General features: G+C 70.5%; 20 protein-coding genes. 11 read left to right on the forward strand and 9 right to left on the reverse strand.

What is annotated here, in order from left to right:
- The first annotated feature begins 81 nt into the window (after positions 1 to 81).
- Both FXO23_RS22775 and FXO23_RS22780 read left to right on the forward strand, forming a co-directional pair.
- Positions 82 to 495 (forward strand): VOC family protein, encoded by a 414-nt coding sequence (locus FXO23_RS22775; RefSeq protein WP_281356575.1) that lies wholly within the window; start codon positions 82 to 84, stop codon positions 493 to 495.
- A gap of 5 nt (positions 496 to 500) precedes the next feature.
- Positions 501 to 1238, forward strand: coding sequence for an SRPBCC family protein (locus FXO23_RS22780; protein ID WP_158887428.1), 738 nt, complete (start codon positions 501 to 503; stop codon positions 1236 to 1238).
- 431 nt (positions 1239 to 1669) lie between these two features.
- Here FXO23_RS22780 and FXO23_RS22785 read toward each other — a convergent pair whose 3' ends face one another.
- The 3 genes from FXO23_RS22785 to FXO23_RS22795 all read right to left on the reverse strand — a co-directional run bounded on the left by FXO23_RS22785 (position 1670) and on the right by FXO23_RS22795 (position 4377).
- Positions 1670 to 2656 carry an SMP-30/gluconolactonase/LRE family protein gene (locus FXO23_RS22785; protein ID WP_158887429.1) on the reverse strand — a complete coding sequence of 329 codons (987 nt, stop codon included), beginning with the start codon at positions 2654 to 2656 and terminating at the stop codon, positions 1670 to 1672.
- Between the two features lie 41 nt (positions 2657 to 2697).
- Complete coding sequence (locus FXO23_RS22790; RefSeq protein WP_158887430.1) at positions 2698 to 3690, reverse strand: SMP-30/gluconolactonase/LRE family protein; 993 nt, start codon at positions 3688 to 3690, stop codon at positions 2698 to 2700.
- Positions 3691 to 3819: 129 nt separating this feature from the next.
- Complete coding sequence (locus FXO23_RS22795) at positions 3820 to 4377, reverse strand: TetR/AcrR family transcriptional regulator (RefSeq protein WP_158887431.1); 558 nt, start codon at positions 4375 to 4377, stop codon at positions 3820 to 3822.
- A gap of 93 nt (positions 4378 to 4470) precedes the next feature.
- Between FXO23_RS22795 and FXO23_RS22800 the strand changes: the two genes are divergently transcribed.
- Both FXO23_RS22800 and FXO23_RS22805 read left to right on the forward strand, forming a co-directional pair.
- Positions 4471 to 4929, forward strand: a complete 459-nt coding sequence (locus tag FXO23_RS22800) for a nuclear transport factor 2 family protein (RefSeq protein WP_158887432.1) — start codon at positions 4471 to 4473, stop codon at positions 4927 to 4929.
- A 113-nt stretch (positions 4930 to 5042) separates the two neighbouring features.
- Positions 5043 to 5219: a hypothetical protein gene (locus FXO23_RS22805; RefSeq protein ID WP_158887433.1), complete on the forward strand. Its 177-nt coding sequence runs from the start codon at positions 5043 to 5045 to the stop codon at positions 5217 to 5219.
- Here the strand turns inward: FXO23_RS22805 and FXO23_RS22810 are convergent.
- The gene (locus FXO23_RS22810; protein WP_158887434.1) at positions 5216 to 6469 is read right to left on the reverse strand and encodes a glycosyltransferase family 4 protein; all 1254 of its coding nucleotides are present in this window, start codon (positions 6467 to 6469) and stop codon (positions 5216 to 5218) included. The two genes, FXO23_RS22805 and FXO23_RS22810, sit on opposite strands and share 4 nt — an antisense overlap.
- Before the next feature lie 212 nt (positions 6470 to 6681).
- On the opposite strand from FXO23_RS22810, the gene FXO23_RS22815 reads away from it, so the two are divergent.
- Together FXO23_RS22815 and FXO23_RS22820 are read left to right on the forward strand one after the other, a co-directional pair.
- On the forward strand, positions 6682 to 8469 hold the full coding sequence (locus tag FXO23_RS22815) for a glycoside hydrolase family 2 protein (protein WP_218952131.1): 1788 nt from the start codon (positions 6682 to 6684) through the stop codon (positions 8467 to 8469).
- Between the two features lie 20 nt (positions 8470 to 8489).
- The gene (locus tag FXO23_RS22820) at positions 8490 to 9515 is read left to right on the forward strand and encodes an aldose 1-epimerase family protein (protein ID WP_158887435.1); all 1026 of its coding nucleotides are present in this window, start codon (positions 8490 to 8492) and stop codon (positions 9513 to 9515) included.
- Between the two features lie 75 nt (positions 9516 to 9590).
- Here FXO23_RS22820 and FXO23_RS22825 read toward each other — a convergent pair whose 3' ends face one another.
- Genes FXO23_RS22825 through FXO23_RS22835 form a run of 3 tightly spaced genes read right to left on the reverse strand, consistent with a single transcriptional unit; the run spans position 9591 to position 12465 of the window.
- Positions 9591 to 10076 (reverse strand): glutathione peroxidase, encoded by a 486-nt coding sequence (locus tag FXO23_RS22825; RefSeq protein WP_158887436.1) that lies wholly within the window; start codon positions 10074 to 10076, stop codon positions 9591 to 9593.
- Between the two features lie 23 nt (positions 10077 to 10099).
- On the reverse strand, positions 10100 to 11686 hold the full coding sequence (locus FXO23_RS22830) for a 1,4-alpha-glucan branching protein domain-containing protein (protein ID WP_158887437.1): 1587 nt from the start codon (positions 11684 to 11686) through the stop codon (positions 10100 to 10102).
- On the reverse strand, positions 11683 to 12465 hold the full coding sequence (locus FXO23_RS22835) for a class I SAM-dependent methyltransferase (RefSeq protein ID WP_158887438.1): 783 nt from the start codon (positions 12463 to 12465) through the stop codon (positions 11683 to 11685). Before FXO23_RS22835 ends, FXO23_RS22830 begins: the two co-directional genes overlap by 4 nt.
- Before the next feature lie 52 nt (positions 12466 to 12517).
- On the opposite strand from FXO23_RS22835, the gene FXO23_RS22840 reads away from it, so the two are divergent.
- A complete protein-coding gene (locus FXO23_RS22840; protein ID WP_158887439.1) occupies positions 12518 to 12928 on the forward strand; it encodes a hypothetical protein in 411 nt (136 codons plus the stop codon).
- Here the strand turns inward: FXO23_RS22840 and FXO23_RS50785 are convergent.
- Complete coding sequence (locus FXO23_RS50785; protein WP_179956847.1) at positions 12925 to 13098, reverse strand: hypothetical protein; 174 nt, start codon at positions 13096 to 13098, stop codon at positions 12925 to 12927. The two genes, FXO23_RS22840 and FXO23_RS50785, sit on opposite strands and share 4 nt — an antisense overlap.
- Positions 13099 to 13163: 65 nt before the next feature.
- Positions 13164 to 14012: a DegV family protein gene (locus tag FXO23_RS22845; RefSeq protein ID WP_158887440.1), complete on the reverse strand. Its 849-nt coding sequence runs from the start codon at positions 14010 to 14012 to the stop codon at positions 13164 to 13166.
- 245 nt (positions 14013 to 14257) lie between these two features.
- Here FXO23_RS22845 and FXO23_RS22850 point away from each other — a divergent pair, with 245 nt between their 5' ends.
- The 4 genes from FXO23_RS22850 to FXO23_RS22865 all read left to right on the forward strand — a co-directional run bounded on the left by FXO23_RS22850 (position 14258) and on the right by FXO23_RS22865 (position 17853).
- Entirely contained in the window at positions 14258 to 15043 is a 786-nt protein-coding gene (locus FXO23_RS22850; RefSeq protein WP_158887441.1) for an electron transfer flavoprotein subunit beta/FixA family protein, read from the forward strand.
- Between the two features lie 28 nt (positions 15044 to 15071).
- Positions 15072 to 16031: an electron transfer flavoprotein subunit alpha/FixB family protein gene (locus tag FXO23_RS22855; protein WP_158887442.1), complete on the forward strand. Its 960-nt coding sequence runs from the start codon at positions 15072 to 15074 to the stop codon at positions 16029 to 16031.
- A 155-nt stretch (positions 16032 to 16186) separates the two neighbouring features.
- Positions 16187 to 16969 carry a GNAT family N-acetyltransferase gene (locus FXO23_RS22860; RefSeq protein ID WP_158887443.1) on the forward strand — a complete coding sequence of 261 codons (783 nt, stop codon included), beginning with the start codon at positions 16187 to 16189 and terminating at the stop codon, positions 16967 to 16969.
- Positions 16966 to 17853, forward strand: a complete 888-nt coding sequence (locus tag FXO23_RS22865; RefSeq protein ID WP_158887444.1) for a lysophospholipid acyltransferase family protein — start codon at positions 16966 to 16968, stop codon at positions 17851 to 17853. Before FXO23_RS22860 ends, FXO23_RS22865 begins: the two co-directional genes overlap by 4 nt.
- The last annotated feature ends 85 nt before the right edge of the window (positions 17854 to 17938 follow it).

The following is a 17938-nucleotide window of genomic DNA, read 5'->3' on the forward strand; positions in this document are numbered from 1 at the left end:
AGTTGTCGGTGCGAAGGTGTGATTGCGCGACGAGGAGGTGATCGCCGTGCATCCGGCTGTTCGAGGAGAAGAGAAAGGCTGATGATGTTCGTTCCGGTGACCAGCATCCTGGTCGACGACCAGGACAAAGCCCTGGCGTTCTACACCGACGTGCTGGGCTTCGTGAAGAAGACCGACATCCCGGTCGGCGGCGCCAAGTGGCTGACCGTCGTCTCGCCCGACGCGCCGGACGGCGTCGAGTTGCTCCTCGAGCCGGACGGCAACCCCGGGATTCAGATCGACGGGAAGCCGGCCGCGCAGGTGTACAAGAAGACGCTCTACGACGCGGGCATGCCGTTCACCATGCTCGGCAGCACGGACCTGCAAAAGGACTACGAGCGGATGACCGAACGCGGGGTCCGGTTCACCCAGGAGCCGACGAAGACCGATTTCGGCGCGCAGGCGGTGTTCGACGACACCTGCGGCAACCTCATCGTGCTCGTGCAGCAGGACTGATCGCGGTGGACGAGCGCCGACGCCTGGCCAAGGAGATCGAACTCGCCGCCAACCCGGAACAGGTCTGGCAGGCGATCTCCACCCCGGAGGGCATGTCGATCTGGTTCGTGCCGCACGAGCAGGCGGGCGGGGAGATCGAGGCGGACTTCGGCGGCGGCAACACCCAGGCCGGCCAGGTGCTGGAGTGGGAGCCGGGCAAGCGGGTCGTCTACGGAGCGCCCGGTCCGGACGGCGAACCCCCGATGACGCTCGAGTTCCTGGTCGAGGGCAAGGAAGGTGGCACCACCGTGCTGCGGCTTGTCCAAAGCGGATTCTTCGGCGGCGACGACTGGGCGGCCGAGTACGACGGGTTCGGCAAGGGCTGGGACATGTTCTTCCACAACCTGGCCGAGTACTTCCGGTACTTCCCCGGGCTGCCGGTGGCCAACGTGGTCGCCACCGGGTTCACCGACCTGCCCGGCGAAACGGTGTGGGCCAAGCTGATCGCCCGGCTCGGCGCGGATCCGGCGCTCGGCGAGCGGGTGCGCCTCACCCCGGCGGGCCTCGAACCCATCGAGGGCGTGGTGGACCTGCGCGCCGGGTCGCTGCTCGGCATCCGCACCGAGCACGGTTTCTACCGCTTCCTGGCCGACGATCTGCACCACATGGTGAGCACGACCCAGTACTTCTACGGCGTCACCGTGGACCGCGAGTCCCGCGCCGCCGCCTGGCAGTCCTGGCTCGACCACCTCACCAGCGAATGAGAACCGTGCGGGGTATGGGGGTCGTGAGTGTTCCGGCCGGTTCTAACCGGCCGGAACGCTCACGACCCCCAGTACTTGGTTCCCCTACACGAGACGGTGACCGGCCTGGGCGTGCAGGCGCCGCCTGGCTGCCACCCGGCAGCTCGTCGCACTGTGGCGGCCAAGAGGGGCCGCAACGAGGCCGTGCTCGTCGGGGTGCCCGGGGGCACCTACCGAAATGGGGAACTCGCAGGACACCAATGTGGCTTTCGGGGCGTTGAAGGTACCGAACGCCGCATTGGGTACCTCCGAGCACCACCACCCAGCGCGGTTTCGCACTTTGTCGGCCAAGTGCGGCTCGTCGAACGGAAACGCCAGGTCACAAGTAGGTGACCAAATGAGAGTCCGCTCTAACCGGTCTGTCCACTCACGACCCCCAGCACCCGGTTCCGTCACGTGTCCAGGCGGCGCAGCGTGAAGGTGTCGCTGAGCTTCCCGGAGAAGAGGTCACCGAGGCGGCCTTCGAGCACGTAGGTCCCGTGCGGGGTGACCGCCGCCGTGGTCGGGTCCGCGTCCGGCCACGGCCCGGACCGGGAGACCGTGCGCGCGGTGGCCCAGCCGTCGGGCGAGCGCAGCACCGACACGTGCGGGGTGACGGTGGCGGCCATGCGGTTGCGCACGACCACCAGGCCGCCGTCGGGGCGCAGCGCGAGCCCGTCCCCGCCGACGATCGGCTCGTCCAGCCGCACCGGCCGGATCCGCTCCGGGGCATGCGTCGGAACGCGGAACAGGGCGCCCGTGTCGTAGCGCACCACGAGCAGGAAACCGGCCGGATGCCACACGATTCCGTTGGGCCCCACGCCGTCCTTGCCCAGCAGATCGGGCCGGGCGAGCAACACCGACGGCCGCCCGGCCGGATCGGCGCGGTGGATCTCACCAGTGGCGATATCGGTGACGTAGGCGTTCCCCGCCGCGTCCACCACGAGATCGTCGGCGCCGTGACCGGCGCGCCCCGCGGACAGGTCGACCCGGTGCCGCAACGCGCCGGTCGCGAGATCGAAGACGCCGATCCCGGACTGCCGGTACTTGGTCGCCTCGCTCGTCCTGGCCCCGAACCCGGGATCCTGGTAGGCGGTGAGCACCCGGCCCCGCGCGGCGTCCACGTGCACGGCGAGCGTGGACACCAGCACGCCGTCGTCGACCAGCGTGCGCACCGAGCCGTCCGGCCGGACCACGGAGATCGTCCCGTGCCGGACCGAGCCGACGAGGAAGGTTCGCCGGGTCGGGTCCCAGGCGATTCCCTCGGGATGCAGCGCGGGCGCGCAACCGCGGATCACGGCGGGCCAGCCCGCCGCCCGCGCCGGAACCCCGGCCGCCGCTCCCAGCACGCCCAGGCCCGCCGCGACCAGCACACCCCGGCGCCCCCATCGACCCGCCACCGGCTGACTCCTTCCTGAGTGGTTACCGTCCCCTTCCACTTCTACAGGCGGCGGAGGGTGAAGGTGTCGCGGTACTTCCCGGCGAACAGGTCGGCGATGCGGCCCTCGACCACGTAGGTCCCGTGCGGGGTGACCGCCACCGTGCTGGGGTTCTCGTCCGGCCAGACCCCGGAGCGCGCGACCGCGCGGGCGCTCGCCCAACCGTCGAACGAGCGCAGCACCGACACCCTCGACGTCGTGGCGCAGGCGACGTGGTTGCACGCGACCACCAGACTGCCGTCGGGGCGCAGGGCCAGCCCGTCCCCGCCGACGAACGCCTCGTCCGTGCGCACCACGCGAGCCCGGTGCGGGGCGCGGATCGGGACGCGGACCAGTTCGCCCCGGTCGTACCGGATCGCGAGCAGGAAACCGGCCGGATGCCACACGATCCCGTTGGGCCCCACGCCGTCCTTGCCCAGCAGGTCGGGGCGGGAGACCAGCACGGACGCCCGCCCGTGCGGATCGACGCGGTAGATCTCCCCGGCCGAGACGTCGGTGACGTAGGCGTTGCCGTGCGCGTCCACGGCCACGTCGTTCGTGCCGTGGGCGCCGGGCGCGGCGCCGGGCACCGCGGACAGGTCGACCCGGTGCCGCAACGCCCCGGTCGCGAGGTCGAAGACGCCGACCCCGGATTGCCGGTTCTTCGTCGCCTCGCTGGATTTCGTCCCCACGCCGAGGTCCTGGTAGGCGGCCAGCACCCGCCGCCGCGCGGCGTCCACGCGCACCCCGATCGTGGACACCATCACGCCGTCGTCGACCAGCGTGCGCACCGAACCGTCCCGCCGCACCACCGAGACCGTGCCGTGCCGCATCGAGCCGACCAGGAAGGTGTGCCGGGTCGGATCCCAGCAGACGCCCTCGGGGTGCAGCGAAGGCGCGCGGCCGCCGAGGACCGACGGCCACGCCGCCGCGCGGGCCGGGACCGCGGCGACCGTGCTCAGCACGCCGAGTCCCAACGCGACCATGGCGCCGCGGCGCCCCATTCGAACCGACACCGGTGAACTCCCATCAGAATCGAGGCGATCGATCGCGGTTCACTCTGCCCATTTCGGACGGTTCGGGAGCCGGGTGCGGAATCCGTCTAGTGCTTTTCCCGGTAAGGCCGGGATACGGGAATTTTCCGACTAGGCGCGAACGGCGGCGGAGAGCAGGGTCGCCGCGGCGGCGCGGCTGGTCCGGGCGGCCGCGGGGTCGCCGGTCGTCGCGGCCACCGCGATCGCCCCGTCGACCAGGGCGAGCAGTTGGCGCGCCAGCGCGGCCGGATCGTCGACGTCCGGCCGGTCGGTGAGTTCGCGCAGGTACGCGAGCACGGCCTCCTTGTGCTCCCGGACCGCCGCGGCGACCCCGGGCGCTTCCGCGCCGAGCTCGCCGAACGCGTTCAGGAAGGCGCAGCCGCGGAAACCCGGTTCGCGGAACCACTCGTGCAGCCAGTCGAACACCGCGAGCGGATCGTTCCCGGCGGCTCGCACGTACTCGGCCAGCCGGGCGCGCCAGCGTTCGTCCCGGCGCCGCAGGTACGCCACGACGAGCCGTTCCTTCGACGGGAAGCACTGGTACAGGCGCTTGAGCGACACCCCGGACTCCGCGCGGAGGACGTCCATCCCGACCGCCTGGATGCCCCGCGCGTAGAACTGGGCCTCGGCCGCGTCGAGCAACCGGGCGGTGGCTTCCTGGGCATCCATGAGATCTTCCTCACTGGCGCGGAGAACGGTCGTTCTCTAGCCTAGCTCAGGACAGGAGAACGAGCGTTCTCCGCGTGCCCACAGGAGGCTCCGATGAATCCACGCCCGCCGTTCCCGCCCTTCGACGAGCAGGCCGCCCGGCAGAAGGTCCAGGCCGCCGAGGACGCCTGGAACACCCGCGACCCGGAACGCGTCTCGCTGGCCTACACGCCGGACTCCGTGTGGCGGAACCGCGACCAGTACGTCGTCGGGCGGCCGCGGATCGTCGAATTCCTGCGCGCGAAATGGGAACGCGAGCTCGACTACGCCTTGCGCAAGGAGTTGTGGGGCTTCCGCGGCAACCGGATCGGCGTGCGGTTCCAGTACGAATGCCGCGACGCCGACGGGCAGTGGTGGCGCAGTTACGGCAACGAACTCTGGGAGTTCAGCGAGGAAGGCCTGTTGCGCCGCCGGGAGGCCAGTATCAACGACGTCCGGATCGACGCGTCCGAACGCCGCGTTTTCGGCCCCCGGCCGGAGTCCGAACACGGCCTGCTGTTGCCGGTGTTCTGACCGCGATACGGGCGGGAATACGTAGCGCTTACCTAGTGTTCCACGGATTGTTTTTCGCGCTCCCGAAGCAGATGCTCTCCTTACGGATGCTCTCCCTGCCTCAGGAGTTTCCCATGAAGTTGCGTTACCGTATTTCCGCGATGATCGCGTTCGCCCTGCTCGCCGTCGGTTTCGGCGCCCCGGCCATGGCCGCGGAAGCGTCCGCCGTCCCGGCGCCGACACCCGTGTTCGACGTTCTGCCGGTCGGTGACCAGGTGGATTGCTTCAGACCGAGGTGCGGCGGCTTCTAGAGATCGAAAGCGTTCCCGGTGGCGATCTTGGGCCGGCCCAGTTCGGTCTCGGTACCGGGGCGCGCTCGGCGATAGACCTCGGCGGTGGCCTGAGCGATCCGGCGCCAGTCAAAATCCGCGGCGAGCCGGGAGCGTGCCGTGCGCGCTCGCTCGGCCGCCGCCGCCCTGTCGGCGAGCACGGTGTCCACCGCGGCGCTCAGCGCGGCCACGTCACCGGGCGCGAAGGCCAGCCCGGTCTCGCCGTCGACGACCACCTCGCCGAGCCCGCCCGCCGTGGAGGCGACCAGCGGAGCCTGCGCGGCGGCGGCCTCCAGCGCGACGATCCCGAACGGCTCGTAGCGGCTGGGCAGCACGACGGCGTCCGCGGCGGCCAGCGCCGCCCGCAGGTCGCGGTCGGAGAGGTGGCCGACGAAGTCCACCGCCCGCCGCACCCGCAGTTTCCGCGCCTGCTCGATCAGCTCTTCCAGGTGGCGGCCCTTCCCGGCGACGACCAGCCGGGTGCCCGGGTGCTCGCGCCGGATGCCGGGCAGCGCGGCCAGCAGGTCCTGCACGCCCTTCTCCCACTCCAGGCGGCCGAAGTACAGCAGCAGCGGCGCGCCGGACGGGCTGTAGGTCTCGCGCGCGTGCGCGATCTCCGCCGCGGGCACCTGCCAGCTGCGTTCCTCGATGCCGTTGTGGATGACCGTGATGTCCTCGGCCGTGACCTCGAACAGGTGCGCGACCTCGCGCCGCATCGCCTGCGAGCAGGTGATCAGCTCGTCGACGCGGTTGGCCAGCCACCACTCCACCGAATGCACCTGCTGGTTGAGCGGGTGGGACAGCCAGCCGGAGTGGCGACCGGCCTCGGTCGCGTGGATCGTGCCGACCAGCGGCGTGCGGGCGGCCTCGGCGAGCGCGATCGCCGGGTGAGTCACCAGCCAGTCGTGCGCGTGCACCACGTCCGGCTGCCAGCCGCGCAGCAGTTCGGTGCCCGCGCGGATCATCGCGTGGCCCATGGCCAGGGTCCACGCCACCAGGTCGCGTTCGAAGGTCACGTGCATCGGGTCCTCGGCGACGCGGATGATCCGCACCCCGTCGACCACGCGATCGGTCTTCGGATGCGTCGAGGCGTCGGTGCCCGCGACGTGGCGGCAGAGCACCACCACCTCGTGCCCGTCGCGGGCCAGGTGCCGGGCCAGCGCGTGCACGTGCCGGGCCAGGCCGCCGACGACGACCGGCGGGTATTCCCAAGACAACATCAGCACGCGCATGGGCCGAGGTTACTCACTAGTCGGTTCGGCGCCGCGCGGGCGGACGCCAGATGGGGTAGCCGCCGTCGGAAAAGCCCGCCAGTTCGCCAGGAACCACCCGAAAAGACGCTGACAAGGTCGGTGACCTTGGTCACTGTTGTTGGATGATGTTGAGTTCCGTGAGGATCAAGCGTCTGGCGGTGCTGGGGCTGGGGGTACTGGCGGGAATTGTGATGGTGACCACCCCGGCGAGCGCGGCGCCGGCCTGGGAGCCGAAGGACCCGCCGCTGTCCACCCCGTGGACCTACCAGGTGGGACCGGGCAACGCGCTCCCGGAGTACCCGCGCCCGCAGCTGACCCGGCCGCGGTGGCAGAACCTCAACGGCGTCTGGGAGTACGCGGGCCGTTCGGCGTCCGCGCGGTCCGCGCCGCCGTCGATCGCCGAGTACGGCGAGCGGATCCTGGTGCCCTACCCGCCGGAGTCCGCGCTGTCCGGCATCCAGCGGCACGACGATTTCATGTGGTACCGCAAGGTTTTCCAGATCCCCGGGGACTGGGGCGGCCAGCGCGTGCTGCTGCACTTCGGCGCCGTGGACCAGATCGCCACGGTCTGGGTGAACAACCAGCAGGTCGCGCAGCACGAGGGCGGGTACACCGAGTTCACCGCCGACATCACGCGCGCGCTGCGTTCGCACGGCTCGCAGGAACTCACCGTCCGGGTCGAGGATCGCAACGACATCAACACGTTCCCGGTCGGCAAGCAGCGCAACAAGCCCGGTGGCATCTTCTACACCGGCGCGTCCGGGATCTGGCAGACCGTCTGGCTGGAGCCGGTGCCGTACGCGCACGTGGACAAGCTGGACATCACCCCGGATCTGACCGGTTTCGCCGTCACGCCAAGGGCTTCCGGGGTGTCCGATCAGCGCGCCGAGGTCGTCGTCAGCGAACCGGGCGGCGCGGAGGTCGCGCGCTCGACCGGGAAGCCGGGGCAGCGGCTGCGCGTCCCGGTGCCGCGGCCGCGCCTGTGGTCGCCCGACGATCCGTACCTGTACGACCTGCGGGTCCGCCTGCTCTCGCCGTTCGGGCACGTGGTGGACGAGGTGCGGAGTTACGCGGGACTGCGCACGATCGGCACGGTCGACGACGCGCAGGGGCGGCCCCGGATCGCGTTGAACGGGAAGATCACCTTCCTGCACGGGCCGCTGGATCAGGGGTACTGGCCGGACGGCATCTACACCGCGCCGACCGACGAGGCGCTGCGCTTCGACCTCGAGCGCACCAAGGCGCTGGGCCTGAACTTCGTCCGCAAGCACGTCAAGGTCGAACCGGCGCGCTGGTACTACTGGGCGGACAAACTGGGTTTGCTGGTGTGGCAGGACATGCCGTCGCTGACCGTCTCCTTCGACGGCCCGCCGGGGCCCGCGCCGGATCCGGTGCCCGAGGCGAAGGCGCATTTCGAGGCCGAGCTCGCGGCGATGGTGGACCAGCTGCGCAGCGTCACGTCCATCGTGGGCTGGGTTCCGTTCAACGAGGGCTGGGGCGAATACGACACCGCGCGGATCGCGAATTCGGTCAAGTCCGCCGATCCGAGCCGGATGGTGAACCCGAACAGCGGCGTCAACTGCTGCTTCTCGCGGCCGGACACCGGCGCCGGGGACATCTACGACGACCACACCTACGTCGGGCCGGGGCGGCCGCAGATCCGCGACCACCGGGTGATCGTCGACGGCGAGTACGGCGGGCTGGGGCTGGTTCTCGACGGCAACCGGTGGCCGGGGCCGCCGCAGGCGTACGAGATGACGCCCACCCGGCAACGGCTCACCGAGCGGTATGTGGAAGTCAGCCGGGACCTGGAGAACGTGGTGCGCGCCAACGGGTTGTCCGGGGCGATCTACACCCAGACCACCGACGTGGAGAACGAGGTGAACGGTTACCTCACCTACGACCGGCGGGTGGTCAAACCGGTGCTTCCCGTTGTCGCCGAACGCAATCGCGCGGTAATCTCCGCGGGTTCGCAATGACCTCCAGCTGGGGAGGGACAATGGGGTCCGGACGGGATTTCACCCGGCGCGGCGCACTCGGCGCGGCACTGGCCGCGGGGGCGGTGACCGCGACGGCCGCGCCCGCGCGAGCGGAGTCCACAGTGGATAGTGCTCGGCAGACCGCGAGCGGGCGGGTCTACGAGCTGCGCCGCGGCCGGGAACGCGCCGTGGTGGGCGGGGTTTCGGCGACCCTGCTGTCGTACCGGGTGGACGGCGAGGAACTGCTGCTCACCCATCCCGCGGCGGAGATGGGCGAGGGATACCAGGGCAAGACCATCCTGCCCTGGCCGAACCGGATCGATCACGGACGCTACACCTTCGGCGGCAAGCAGTACTCGGTCCCGATCAACGAACCGGACCGGGACACCGCGTTGCACGGGCTGCTGAGCTTCACCGAATGGTCGCCGGTCCGCTGTGGACGCGAGTCGGTGGTGCTGGAGATCCAGCAGCACCCGCACTACGGCTACCCGTTTCACCTGGCGTTCCGGATCGAGTTCGCGCTGGGGCGCCGGGGGCTGGCGTGCACGCTGACCGCGCGCAACATCGGCGACGGCCCGGCCCCGTTCGGCACGGCGAACCACACCTACGTCGCGGCGCCAGCGGGCGGCCGGATCGACGCGATGGACCTGGAGCTGGGCGCGAGCACGTACTACGTGGTGAACGACCGGCTGATCCCGACCGGGACGGCCCCGGTCGCCGGAACCCCGTACGACTTCCGGCAGGCGCGGCGGATCGGCGCGACGAAGATGGACACCGCGTTCTCCGACGTGCGCCGGGGCGCCGACGGGCTCGCGACGGTCGGCTTCACCCGGCCGGGCGGGCACGACGTCGAGCTGTGGATGGACGAGGGCTACGACTACCTGCAGGTGTACACGGACGACGGTCCCCAGGGGCACCCGCCGCGGTCCGGGCTCACCGTCGAACCGGTCAGCTGCGCGCCGAACTGCTTCAACACCGGCGACGGCCTGGTCGTCCTGCGCCCCCGCGAGACCTGGCGAGGCGTGTGGGGGCTGCGCACCGTGTGACGGCTCTCCGTTTCATGAGGGGACCCCTCCAGACAAAATTCGTCTGGAGGGGTCCCCTCATGAAACCTCGGGTGCTCAGGCGAGGAGGGACTCGATCGCTTCGGTGACCGCGGTGTCCTCCGGGTCGGTGCGCGGGCGGAACCGGGCGACCACCTTGCCGTCCGGGCCGACCAGGAACTTCTCGAAGTTCCACTGGATGTCCCCGGCTTCGCCGTCGGCGTCCGGGGTCCGGGTCAGCTCGGCGTAGAGCGGGTGGCGGTTCTCCCCGTTGACCTCGACCTTGGCGAACAGCGGGAAGCTCACGCCGTAGGTCGTCGAGCAGAAGGTCTGGATCTCCTCGGCGGTGCCCGGTTCCTGGCCCGCGAACTGGTTGCACGGGAACCCGGCCACCGAGAAACCGCGGTCGGCGTAGCGCTTCTGCAGCCGCTCGAGGCCCTCGTACTGCGGGGTCAGCCCGCATTTGGAAGCCACGTTCACCACGAGCAGGGCCTGGCCGCCCAGCGCGCCGAGGGTGGCGGGTTCGCCGGACAGCGTGGTCAACGGGATGTCGTGGACGCTCAACTCGATGCTCCTTCTCTTGCCGGTCACAGGTCGCGGGCGTCGAGATGCCCGAACGGGTTGTCCTCGGCGCGCAACTCGGCGGCCAGCCGCGCCGCGCTCTCGTGCTGCCCGTCGCGCAGCAACGCGACGAGCCGGTCGAACCGCTCGGTGTGCACGCGGGCGCGGCGGCGCGCGTAGTCGGCGGCGGAATCCTTGGTGACCATGAACGCCCAGTCGCTGGACAGGGCGAGCAGGGCCTCGGTCACCAGCTGGTCCCGGCTCCCATTCCGCGCCGCCAAACTTGCCGGAAGGGACCTTTGCTCACGAATTTCCGTAGTAAAAGTCCCACGCTCCGGTTTGCCGGGAGCGAAGGTCCCTTCCTGCCGCGGCGGCCCGGTGAAGGTGAGCAGGCGCTCCTGGAGGGCGGCGTTGGCCTGGACGAGGTCGGCCACCTGCTCGCCGTCCCACACCCGCCAGTCCTTGCCCGAACCCCAGGAGGACGCCGGGAGGTCGACCGGGGCGCCCAGATGGCCCGCCTCCAGCGCCCCGCGCAGCGTGGTCACCCGCACCCCGGCTTCCGGCAGCGCCCGCAGCACGCCTTCCAGCCACGCCGGTCCCTCGTGCCACCAGTGCCCGAACAACTCCGTGTCGTACGCGGCGACCACGAGCGACTCCCGCCCGTGCTTCTCCCGCAGCGACCGCAGCCGGGTCACCACGGTGTCCACGAAATCCTTCACGTGCAGGCCGAGCGTGTCCGCCGCGAGCGCGGGATCGTACGGCGCCTTGTTCGCGGGCTCGACCGTCTTCCCGGTGACGCGCGACGGCTTCAGCCCCACCCGGTGGTCCCAGGTGTGGAAGTCGCGGTACGCGGCATGCCCGGGGTAGCCCGCCTTCGGCGACCAGACCCGGTAGGTGACCTCCAGGTCCCGCCCGAAGCACACCACGTCCGACGAGCCCACCGTGCGCGCGGCCGAGGTGTCCCCGCGCAGCGACGGCCCGTCCACCAGGAACCGGCGGACCCCGGCGCGGGCGTACCCGGTCTCCATCCCCGGCGCGTACCCGCATTCGGGCGCCCAGATGCCCTCGGGCCGGTGGCCGATCCGCAGGAACGTGTCGTCCAGCCCGCCGCGCAGCGCGAACGAACGGATCCGCGGATCGAGCAGCGGCTGGAACGGATGCGTCAGCGGCCCGCCCAGCAGTTCGATCACCCCGGAGTCCACAAAGGACCGGAGGATCGGCGAGAAACCGTGCCGCCACCGGGTTTCGAACTCCTCGACCGCGCGGGTCGCGGTCAGGTACTCGCTCGCGCCGAGATCGCGCAGCAGCGGGTCGTCGCGCCAGAGCGTGGTGGCCTGGCGGGCCCGCAGCTGCCAGTGCCCGAGCCAGTCGTGGAAGGTGCGCAGGCAGTACGGATCGTCGAGCTGCGCGGCGAGCACCGGCGTCACCCCGAGGGTGAGCACGTCCCGCTTGCCCTCCTCGGCGAACCGCCGCAGCAGGTCCACCACCGGCAGGTAGGAATGCGACCACGCCTGATAGAGCCACTCCTCGCCGACCGGCCAGGAACCGTGGTGCGCCAGCCACGGCAGGTGGCTGTGCACGACCAGGCAGAACGTGCCCTCGGATCGACTCACGGGCGCACCGCCACCGCGACGAGATCCAGGCTCGCGTCCAGTTCCCGGTCGTGGATCGCGAAGTCCGCCGCCCCGATCGCCGCGATGTCGGCGAGCAGCCCGGCGGGCCAGCTCGCCTGCCCGGGCAGCTGCCCCAGCACCACGTCCAGCTGCGCGTCGATGATCGAACCGCCGTACCGCTCGTCCAGCGCCCGCACCCCGGGCCCGTGGTGCAGGCCGTGCAGCAGTTCGACGCCGAACCCCGCTTCGCGCAGCAGCGAGTCCAGTTCGGACGGTGCGAGTTCCCGGGTGTGGAACGGGTTCAGCGGGGTGTCGCTGTCCGGGGTGAAGGTCAGCCGGTTCGGCGTGGTGACCAGCAGGCGGCCGCCGGGGCGCAGCACCCGGTGGCATTCGGCGAGGAAGCCGCCCTGGTCCCACAGGTGCTCGATCACCTGGAAGTTCGCCACCACGTCCACTGTGGACGTTCCCAGCGGCAGGTACGCCAGGTTGGCGCGCAGCACGCCGACGTCCGGGTAGCGCCGGGCGACGTGCGCGGCGGTCGGCTCGTCGTAGTCCAGCGCGATCACCCGCGCGGCCCGCGAGGCGATCAGCCCGGCGCCGTAACCTTCGCCACATCCGGCCTCGAGCACGGTCGCACCGGCGCAGTAGGGCAGCAGCGCGAGGTACGCGGCCTCGTGCCGCCGGAACCAGTAGTTCTCCTCGGGGATGCCCGGAACGGTGCGTTCCCCGGTCAGGTGCAGCGCCTCGGCGCGTCCGGCCGCCTCGGTGGATGGGGTCACCCGGCGACCCTATCTCCTGTCACGTTCGGCACGGCTGTCCTGTCCTAGTGGTATGCAACGAACAGTCACCCGTGTCCTGCTGATCGCGCTCGGCGTGAGCATCGCCGTGGCGGGGGTCTGGGCGCAGTTCTTCCCCGCGTCCTTCTACCCGGACTTCCCTGGCTTCCGGTCGGCCTGGATCTCGCTGGACGGGCCCTTCAACGAGCACCTGATCCGCGACGTCGGCGGCCTCTTCCTCGCCCTGTGCGTGCTCTCGCTCGGCGCCGCGGTGATCGGCAGCACGGCCGCCGCCCGGCTGGCCGCCCTGGCCTGGCTGGCCTACTCGGTGCCGCACTTCGGCTACCACGTGACGCACCTGCATCACTTCGAAACCGTGGACCGGGTGCTGATCGCGGCGACGACCGCGGCGATCGTGGTGCTCCCGCTGGCCGTGCTGGCGATCCCGGGGCGCCGCGAGACCTAGTGCGCGGGCGGCTTGCCCTTGCCGGTGGCCCGGTCGCGCAGCTTGTTCAGCGCTTCCTTCGCCTGCTGCTTGCGGCGCGGGTCGTTGGCGAACTCCTTGGCCTGCCGGATGGCCTTCTTGCCCTGCGGGGTGTTGGCCAGGCGTGCGAGCTTGTTGAACAGCGATGCCATGGTGCTGCCTTCCGTGGCGTTATGTCCGTTTCGACAGTTCAACGGACATGGGCGACAGGAAGTTCCTAAGCGGCCGGGGAAACCGTGATTCCGACCGCGCCAGGGCCCACATGCGCGCCTATTATCGTGCTCGCCTCCAGCAGCAGGCTGTCCCGCACGGCGGGCAGCCGCTCCTTCAGGCGCGCGGTGACCTCTTCCATCCGCTCGTCCGGCGCGCCGAAGCGCAGCACCGCGATGTCGACCGGTTGCCCGCCCGCCCGGTCCACCGCGAGGTCGGCCAGTTTCGCCAGCGCACGGCGGGTTCCGGGCACCCGGGCGACCGGGGCCACCTCGCCGTCGCGCACGGTGAGCAGGGGCTTGATGGAGAGCGCGGTGCCGAGGAACTTCGTCGCCGCGCCGATCCGGCCGCCGCGGCGCAGGTACTCCAGGGTGTCGACGTAGATCAGCTCGGTGCTGGTGGTGTAGCGGCGCTCGGCGGCCTCGATCACGCGGCGGGCCTGCCCGCCCGCGGCCGCCGCCCGGGCCGCGGACAGCGCCGCGAACCCGAGGCTCATGCCCAGGATCTCGCTGTCCAGCACGTGCACCGGGATTCGGACCTGCTGCGCGGCTTCGCGGGCGGCCTGGGCGGTGGCCGACATCCGGCCGGAGATGTGCACGCTGACGATCGCGGTCGCGCCCGCGCTCACCGCGTCCTGGTAGGTCCAGAAAAAGGCGCCCGCATCCGGTGGTGCGGTGGCCACCGTCTTACCCATGCGCAGCGCCTCGATGATCTCCGGACGGCTGAATCTGTGCTCGTCGTCGACGTGGGCGCCCACCTGCAGTTGCAGCTGGACGACCTTGATGCCCCACTGGTTGATCAGGTGATCGGGCAGGCAGGCGGTCGAGTCGGTGACTACGGCGACATGACTGGGCACGGTTCGGAGGCTAACCCCTCGCACCCAACAGGAGTACCCCGGCGTTCCGCCAAGCGGGCTAGGGGCCACCCACGGTAGACTTCGCACGGGCAACTACCGGGACGATCGTCCCAGTAAACGCTTCATCCAGGTGAATGGCGTCACCTCGGCGCGCCACGGAAGCAAGTCTTCCCTAAGCTACCGGCGAGTAGAGGCCTGTTCCGGCTGCGTTCACGCGCCCAATATCGGGAGGTCGAAGAAGACCCATGACCAATATCGTTGTCCTGGTCAAGCAGGTGCCGGACACCTATTCGGAGCGGAAGCTCTCCGACGGTGACTACACGCTTGACCGCGAATCCGCCGACGCCGTGCTCGACGAGATCAACGAGCGCGCGGTGGAGGAGGCCCTGAAGATCAAGGAAGCCGGCGAAGGCGAGGTCACCGTGGTCTCGGTGGGCCCGGACCGGGCGACCGACGCCATCCGCAAGGCGCTGTCGATGGGCGCCGACAAGGCCATCCACGTCTCCGACGAGACCCTGCACGGCTCCGACCTGATCGCCACCGCCAAGGTGCTGGCCGCCGCGATCGGCAAGGTCGAGGGCTACGACCTGGTCATCGCCGGTAACGAGGCCTCCGACGGCCGCGGTGGCGCGGTGCCCGCGATCCTCGCCGAGCTGCTCGGCCTGCCGCAGCTGACCCACGTGCGCGCGCTGACGGTCGAGGGCTCCACCGTCAAGGGCGACCGCGAGACCGAGGACGGCATCACCCACCTCGAGGCGAACCTGCCGGCCGTGGTCAGCGTTTCCGAGAAGATCAACGAGCCGCGCTACCCGTCCTTCAAGGGGATCATGGCGGCCAAGAAGAAGCCGGTCGAGACCCTGACCATCGCCGACCTCGGCGTGGACGCGGGCGAGGTCGGCCTCGCCAACGCCTGGGTGTCCGTGGCCGAGGCGGCCCCGAAGCCGCCGCGCCAGGCCGGTCAGCGGGTCGAGGACGAGGGCGACGGCGGCGCCAAGGTCGCCGAGTACCTGGTCGGCCAGAAACTCATCTGAGACAAGCGAGCGAGGAGGAAACAGACAGATGGCTGAAGTACTGGTCCTCGTCGACCACGTCGACGGTGAGGTCAAGAAGGTCACCCTCGAGCTGCTGACCGCGGCGCGCGCCCTGGGCGAGCCGTCGGCGGTCGTGGTGGGCGCCCCCGGCACGGCGGGCAAGGTGAAGGAGTCGCTGGCGGCCTACGGCGCGGCGAAGGTCTACGTCGCCGAATCCGAGGACGCCGGGAACTACCTGGTGACCCCGAAGGTCGACGCGCTGGCCAAGCTGGTGGAGCAGGCGTCCCCGGCCGCGGTCCTGGTCGCCGCGTCCTCGGAGGGCAAGGAGGTGTCCGGCCGCCTGGCGGTGCGGATCGGCTCCGGTCTGCTCTACGACGCGGTGGGCGTCAACGCCGACGGCACGGTCGAGCAGTCGATCTTCGGTGGCGCGTATTCGGTCAGGTCCAAGGCGGCCAAGGGCACCCCGGTCATCTCGGTGCGCCCGGGCGGCGTCGAGGCCGAACCGGCCGAGGGCGCGGCGGCCGAGGAGGCCGTGGAACTGCCCGCGGTGGACGCGGCGAAGTCGGCCAAGATCACCGGTGTGGAGCCGATCGTGGGCGGCGACCGTCCGGAACTGACCGAGGCGTCGGTCGTCGTCTCCGGTGGCCGCGGTGTCGGTTCGGCCGAGAAGTTCGACGTGGTCGAGAAGCTGGCCGACGCGCTCGGCGCGGCGGTGGGCGCTTCGCGCGCCGCGGTCGACTCCGGCTACTACCCGGCGCAGTTCCAGGTGGGACAGACCGGTAAGACGGTGTCGCCGCAGCTGTACATCGCGCTCGGCATCTCCGGTGCGATCCAGCACCGCGCCGGGATGCAGACGTCGAAGACCATCGTCGCGGTGAACAAGGACCCGGAGGCGCCGATCTTCGAGATCGCCGACTTCGGTGTGGTCGGCGATCTGTTCAACGTCGCGCCGCAGCTGACCGAAGAGGTCGCCAAGCGCAAGGGCTGACGTCGAAACTCGACCAATCGGGGCGGTTCCCTTGAGGGGCCGCCCCGTTTTCGTTACCTTAAGGGAACCTGAGAACCCGCTATTAACTGAACGTGCACCAAGCGGTCATCGGATGACTCTCTCCACGGTTTCTTCGCGGCAGGTACACCTAGGACATGACGCGGTCACAGCTACTCGTCAGCACTGATCAGGCGGGTGTCGAGCTCCCGGCGGACGCGCCCCGCTATTCCCTGCTCGTCGCCAATGACAACGACGAGGTGCTTGCCGCGCAGCGGCTCAGGCACCAGGTATTCGCCGAGGAAATGGGCGCGACGCTCAATTCGCTCGCACATGGACTGGACGTCGACTACTTCGACGAATTCTGCGACCACCTGGTCGTACGGGACGACAACACCGACGAGATCGTGGGCACCTACCGGATGCTGCCGCCCGAGCGCGCGGTGCGGGCGGGCCGGTTGTACTCGGACACCGAATTCGACCTGACGGCCATCGCTGGGCTGCGCGGCTCATTGGTCGAGACCGGACGCTCCTGTGTGCACCCCGAGCACCGCACCGGTGCGGTGGTGAGCCTGGTGTGGGCCGGGATCGCGCGCTACATGTTGTTGTCCGGGCACAGGTACCTCGCCGGGTGCGCTTCGGTTCCGTTGACGGATGGGGGAAGTTACGCCGCCGGTGTGTGGGATGTGGTGCGCGCCAAGCACTACGCGCCCGAGTCCGCTCGGGTGAAACCGTTGCACCCGTGGCAGGACGAGGGCGTCGCCCGTCCGGCGCGGTCGGTGCTGCCGCCGTTGCTGAAGGGCTACGTGCGGCTCGGCGCCACGGTCGGCGGCCCGCCCGCGCACGACCCGGACTTCGGTGTCGCGGATTTCTTCATGCTGCTGGATCTGCACCAGGTCGACGAGCGCTACCTGAAGTTCTTCCTCGGGGTCCAGGTATGAGCCACGCGTGGATGCCCGCGTCGCCCTGCGGCGACGGGTGTTTGACGCCGGGTGCGCCCACGGTCGGTTTCGCCCGGCGGGCCATGCGGTTCGCCGTGGCGATCGGAGTGGTCATCGCGGCGCTGCTGGTGTCGCCGGTGCTGTTCCTGCTGCGCGGCGGCGCGCGGGAATGGGTGGTGCGCACGCTGTTCCGCGCGGTGCTGCACGCGTTCGGCGTGCGGCTGGTGGTGCACGGCGAATTCCCCGAACCCGGTCGTGGCGCGCTCGTGGTGAACAACCACATCTCGTGGCTGGACATCGTGGCGATCAACGCGGTGCGGCCGATGCGCGCGCTGGCCAAGAAGGAGATCCGGAGCTGGCCGGTGCTCGGCGTGCTGGTTTCCCGCGCGGGCAGCATCTTCCTGGACCGGGAACGGCTGTCCACCCTGCCCGCGACGATGACCGAACTCGCCGAGGCGATGCGCGGCGGGTCGATGGTCAACGCGACGCCGGAGGGCACCACGTGGTGCGGTCTGGCGTCCGGCCGGTTCCGGACGGCGGTGTTCCAGGCGGCGATCGACGGTGGCGTACCGGTGCGGCCGGTCGCGCTGCGGTACCGGCTTTCCGACGGCCGGGAGACCACGCAACCCGCGTTCATCGGACCGGAGACGCTGATCGCCTCGCTGCGCCGGGTCGCCCGGCTCCGCGGGCTGGTGCTGGAAATGTTCGTGTGCCCGGAAATCGCGCCCGGCCGTGCGGAGAACCGCCGCGAACTCGCCGCCGTCGCCCAGGCCGCCGTGCATTCCGCGCTCGGCACCGTCCGGATCCCCGCCCAGGCCCGCCGCCGGGCACCGGCGCCGCGTCCGGTCATCGAATCGCCCGCCCCGAAACGCGAACTCGCCTGACCGAACGTCGAACTCGGGCGCGCGAACGGGTAACTCGCGTGCCTGAGCGTGTAACTCGCGTGCCCGAGTGTGCGACTCGCGCGGC

The organism is Amycolatopsis anabasis (genome assembly GCF_009765355.1).
Classification (GTDB): domain Bacteria; phylum Actinomycetota; class Actinomycetes; order Mycobacteriales; family Pseudonocardiaceae; genus Amycolatopsis; species Amycolatopsis anabasis.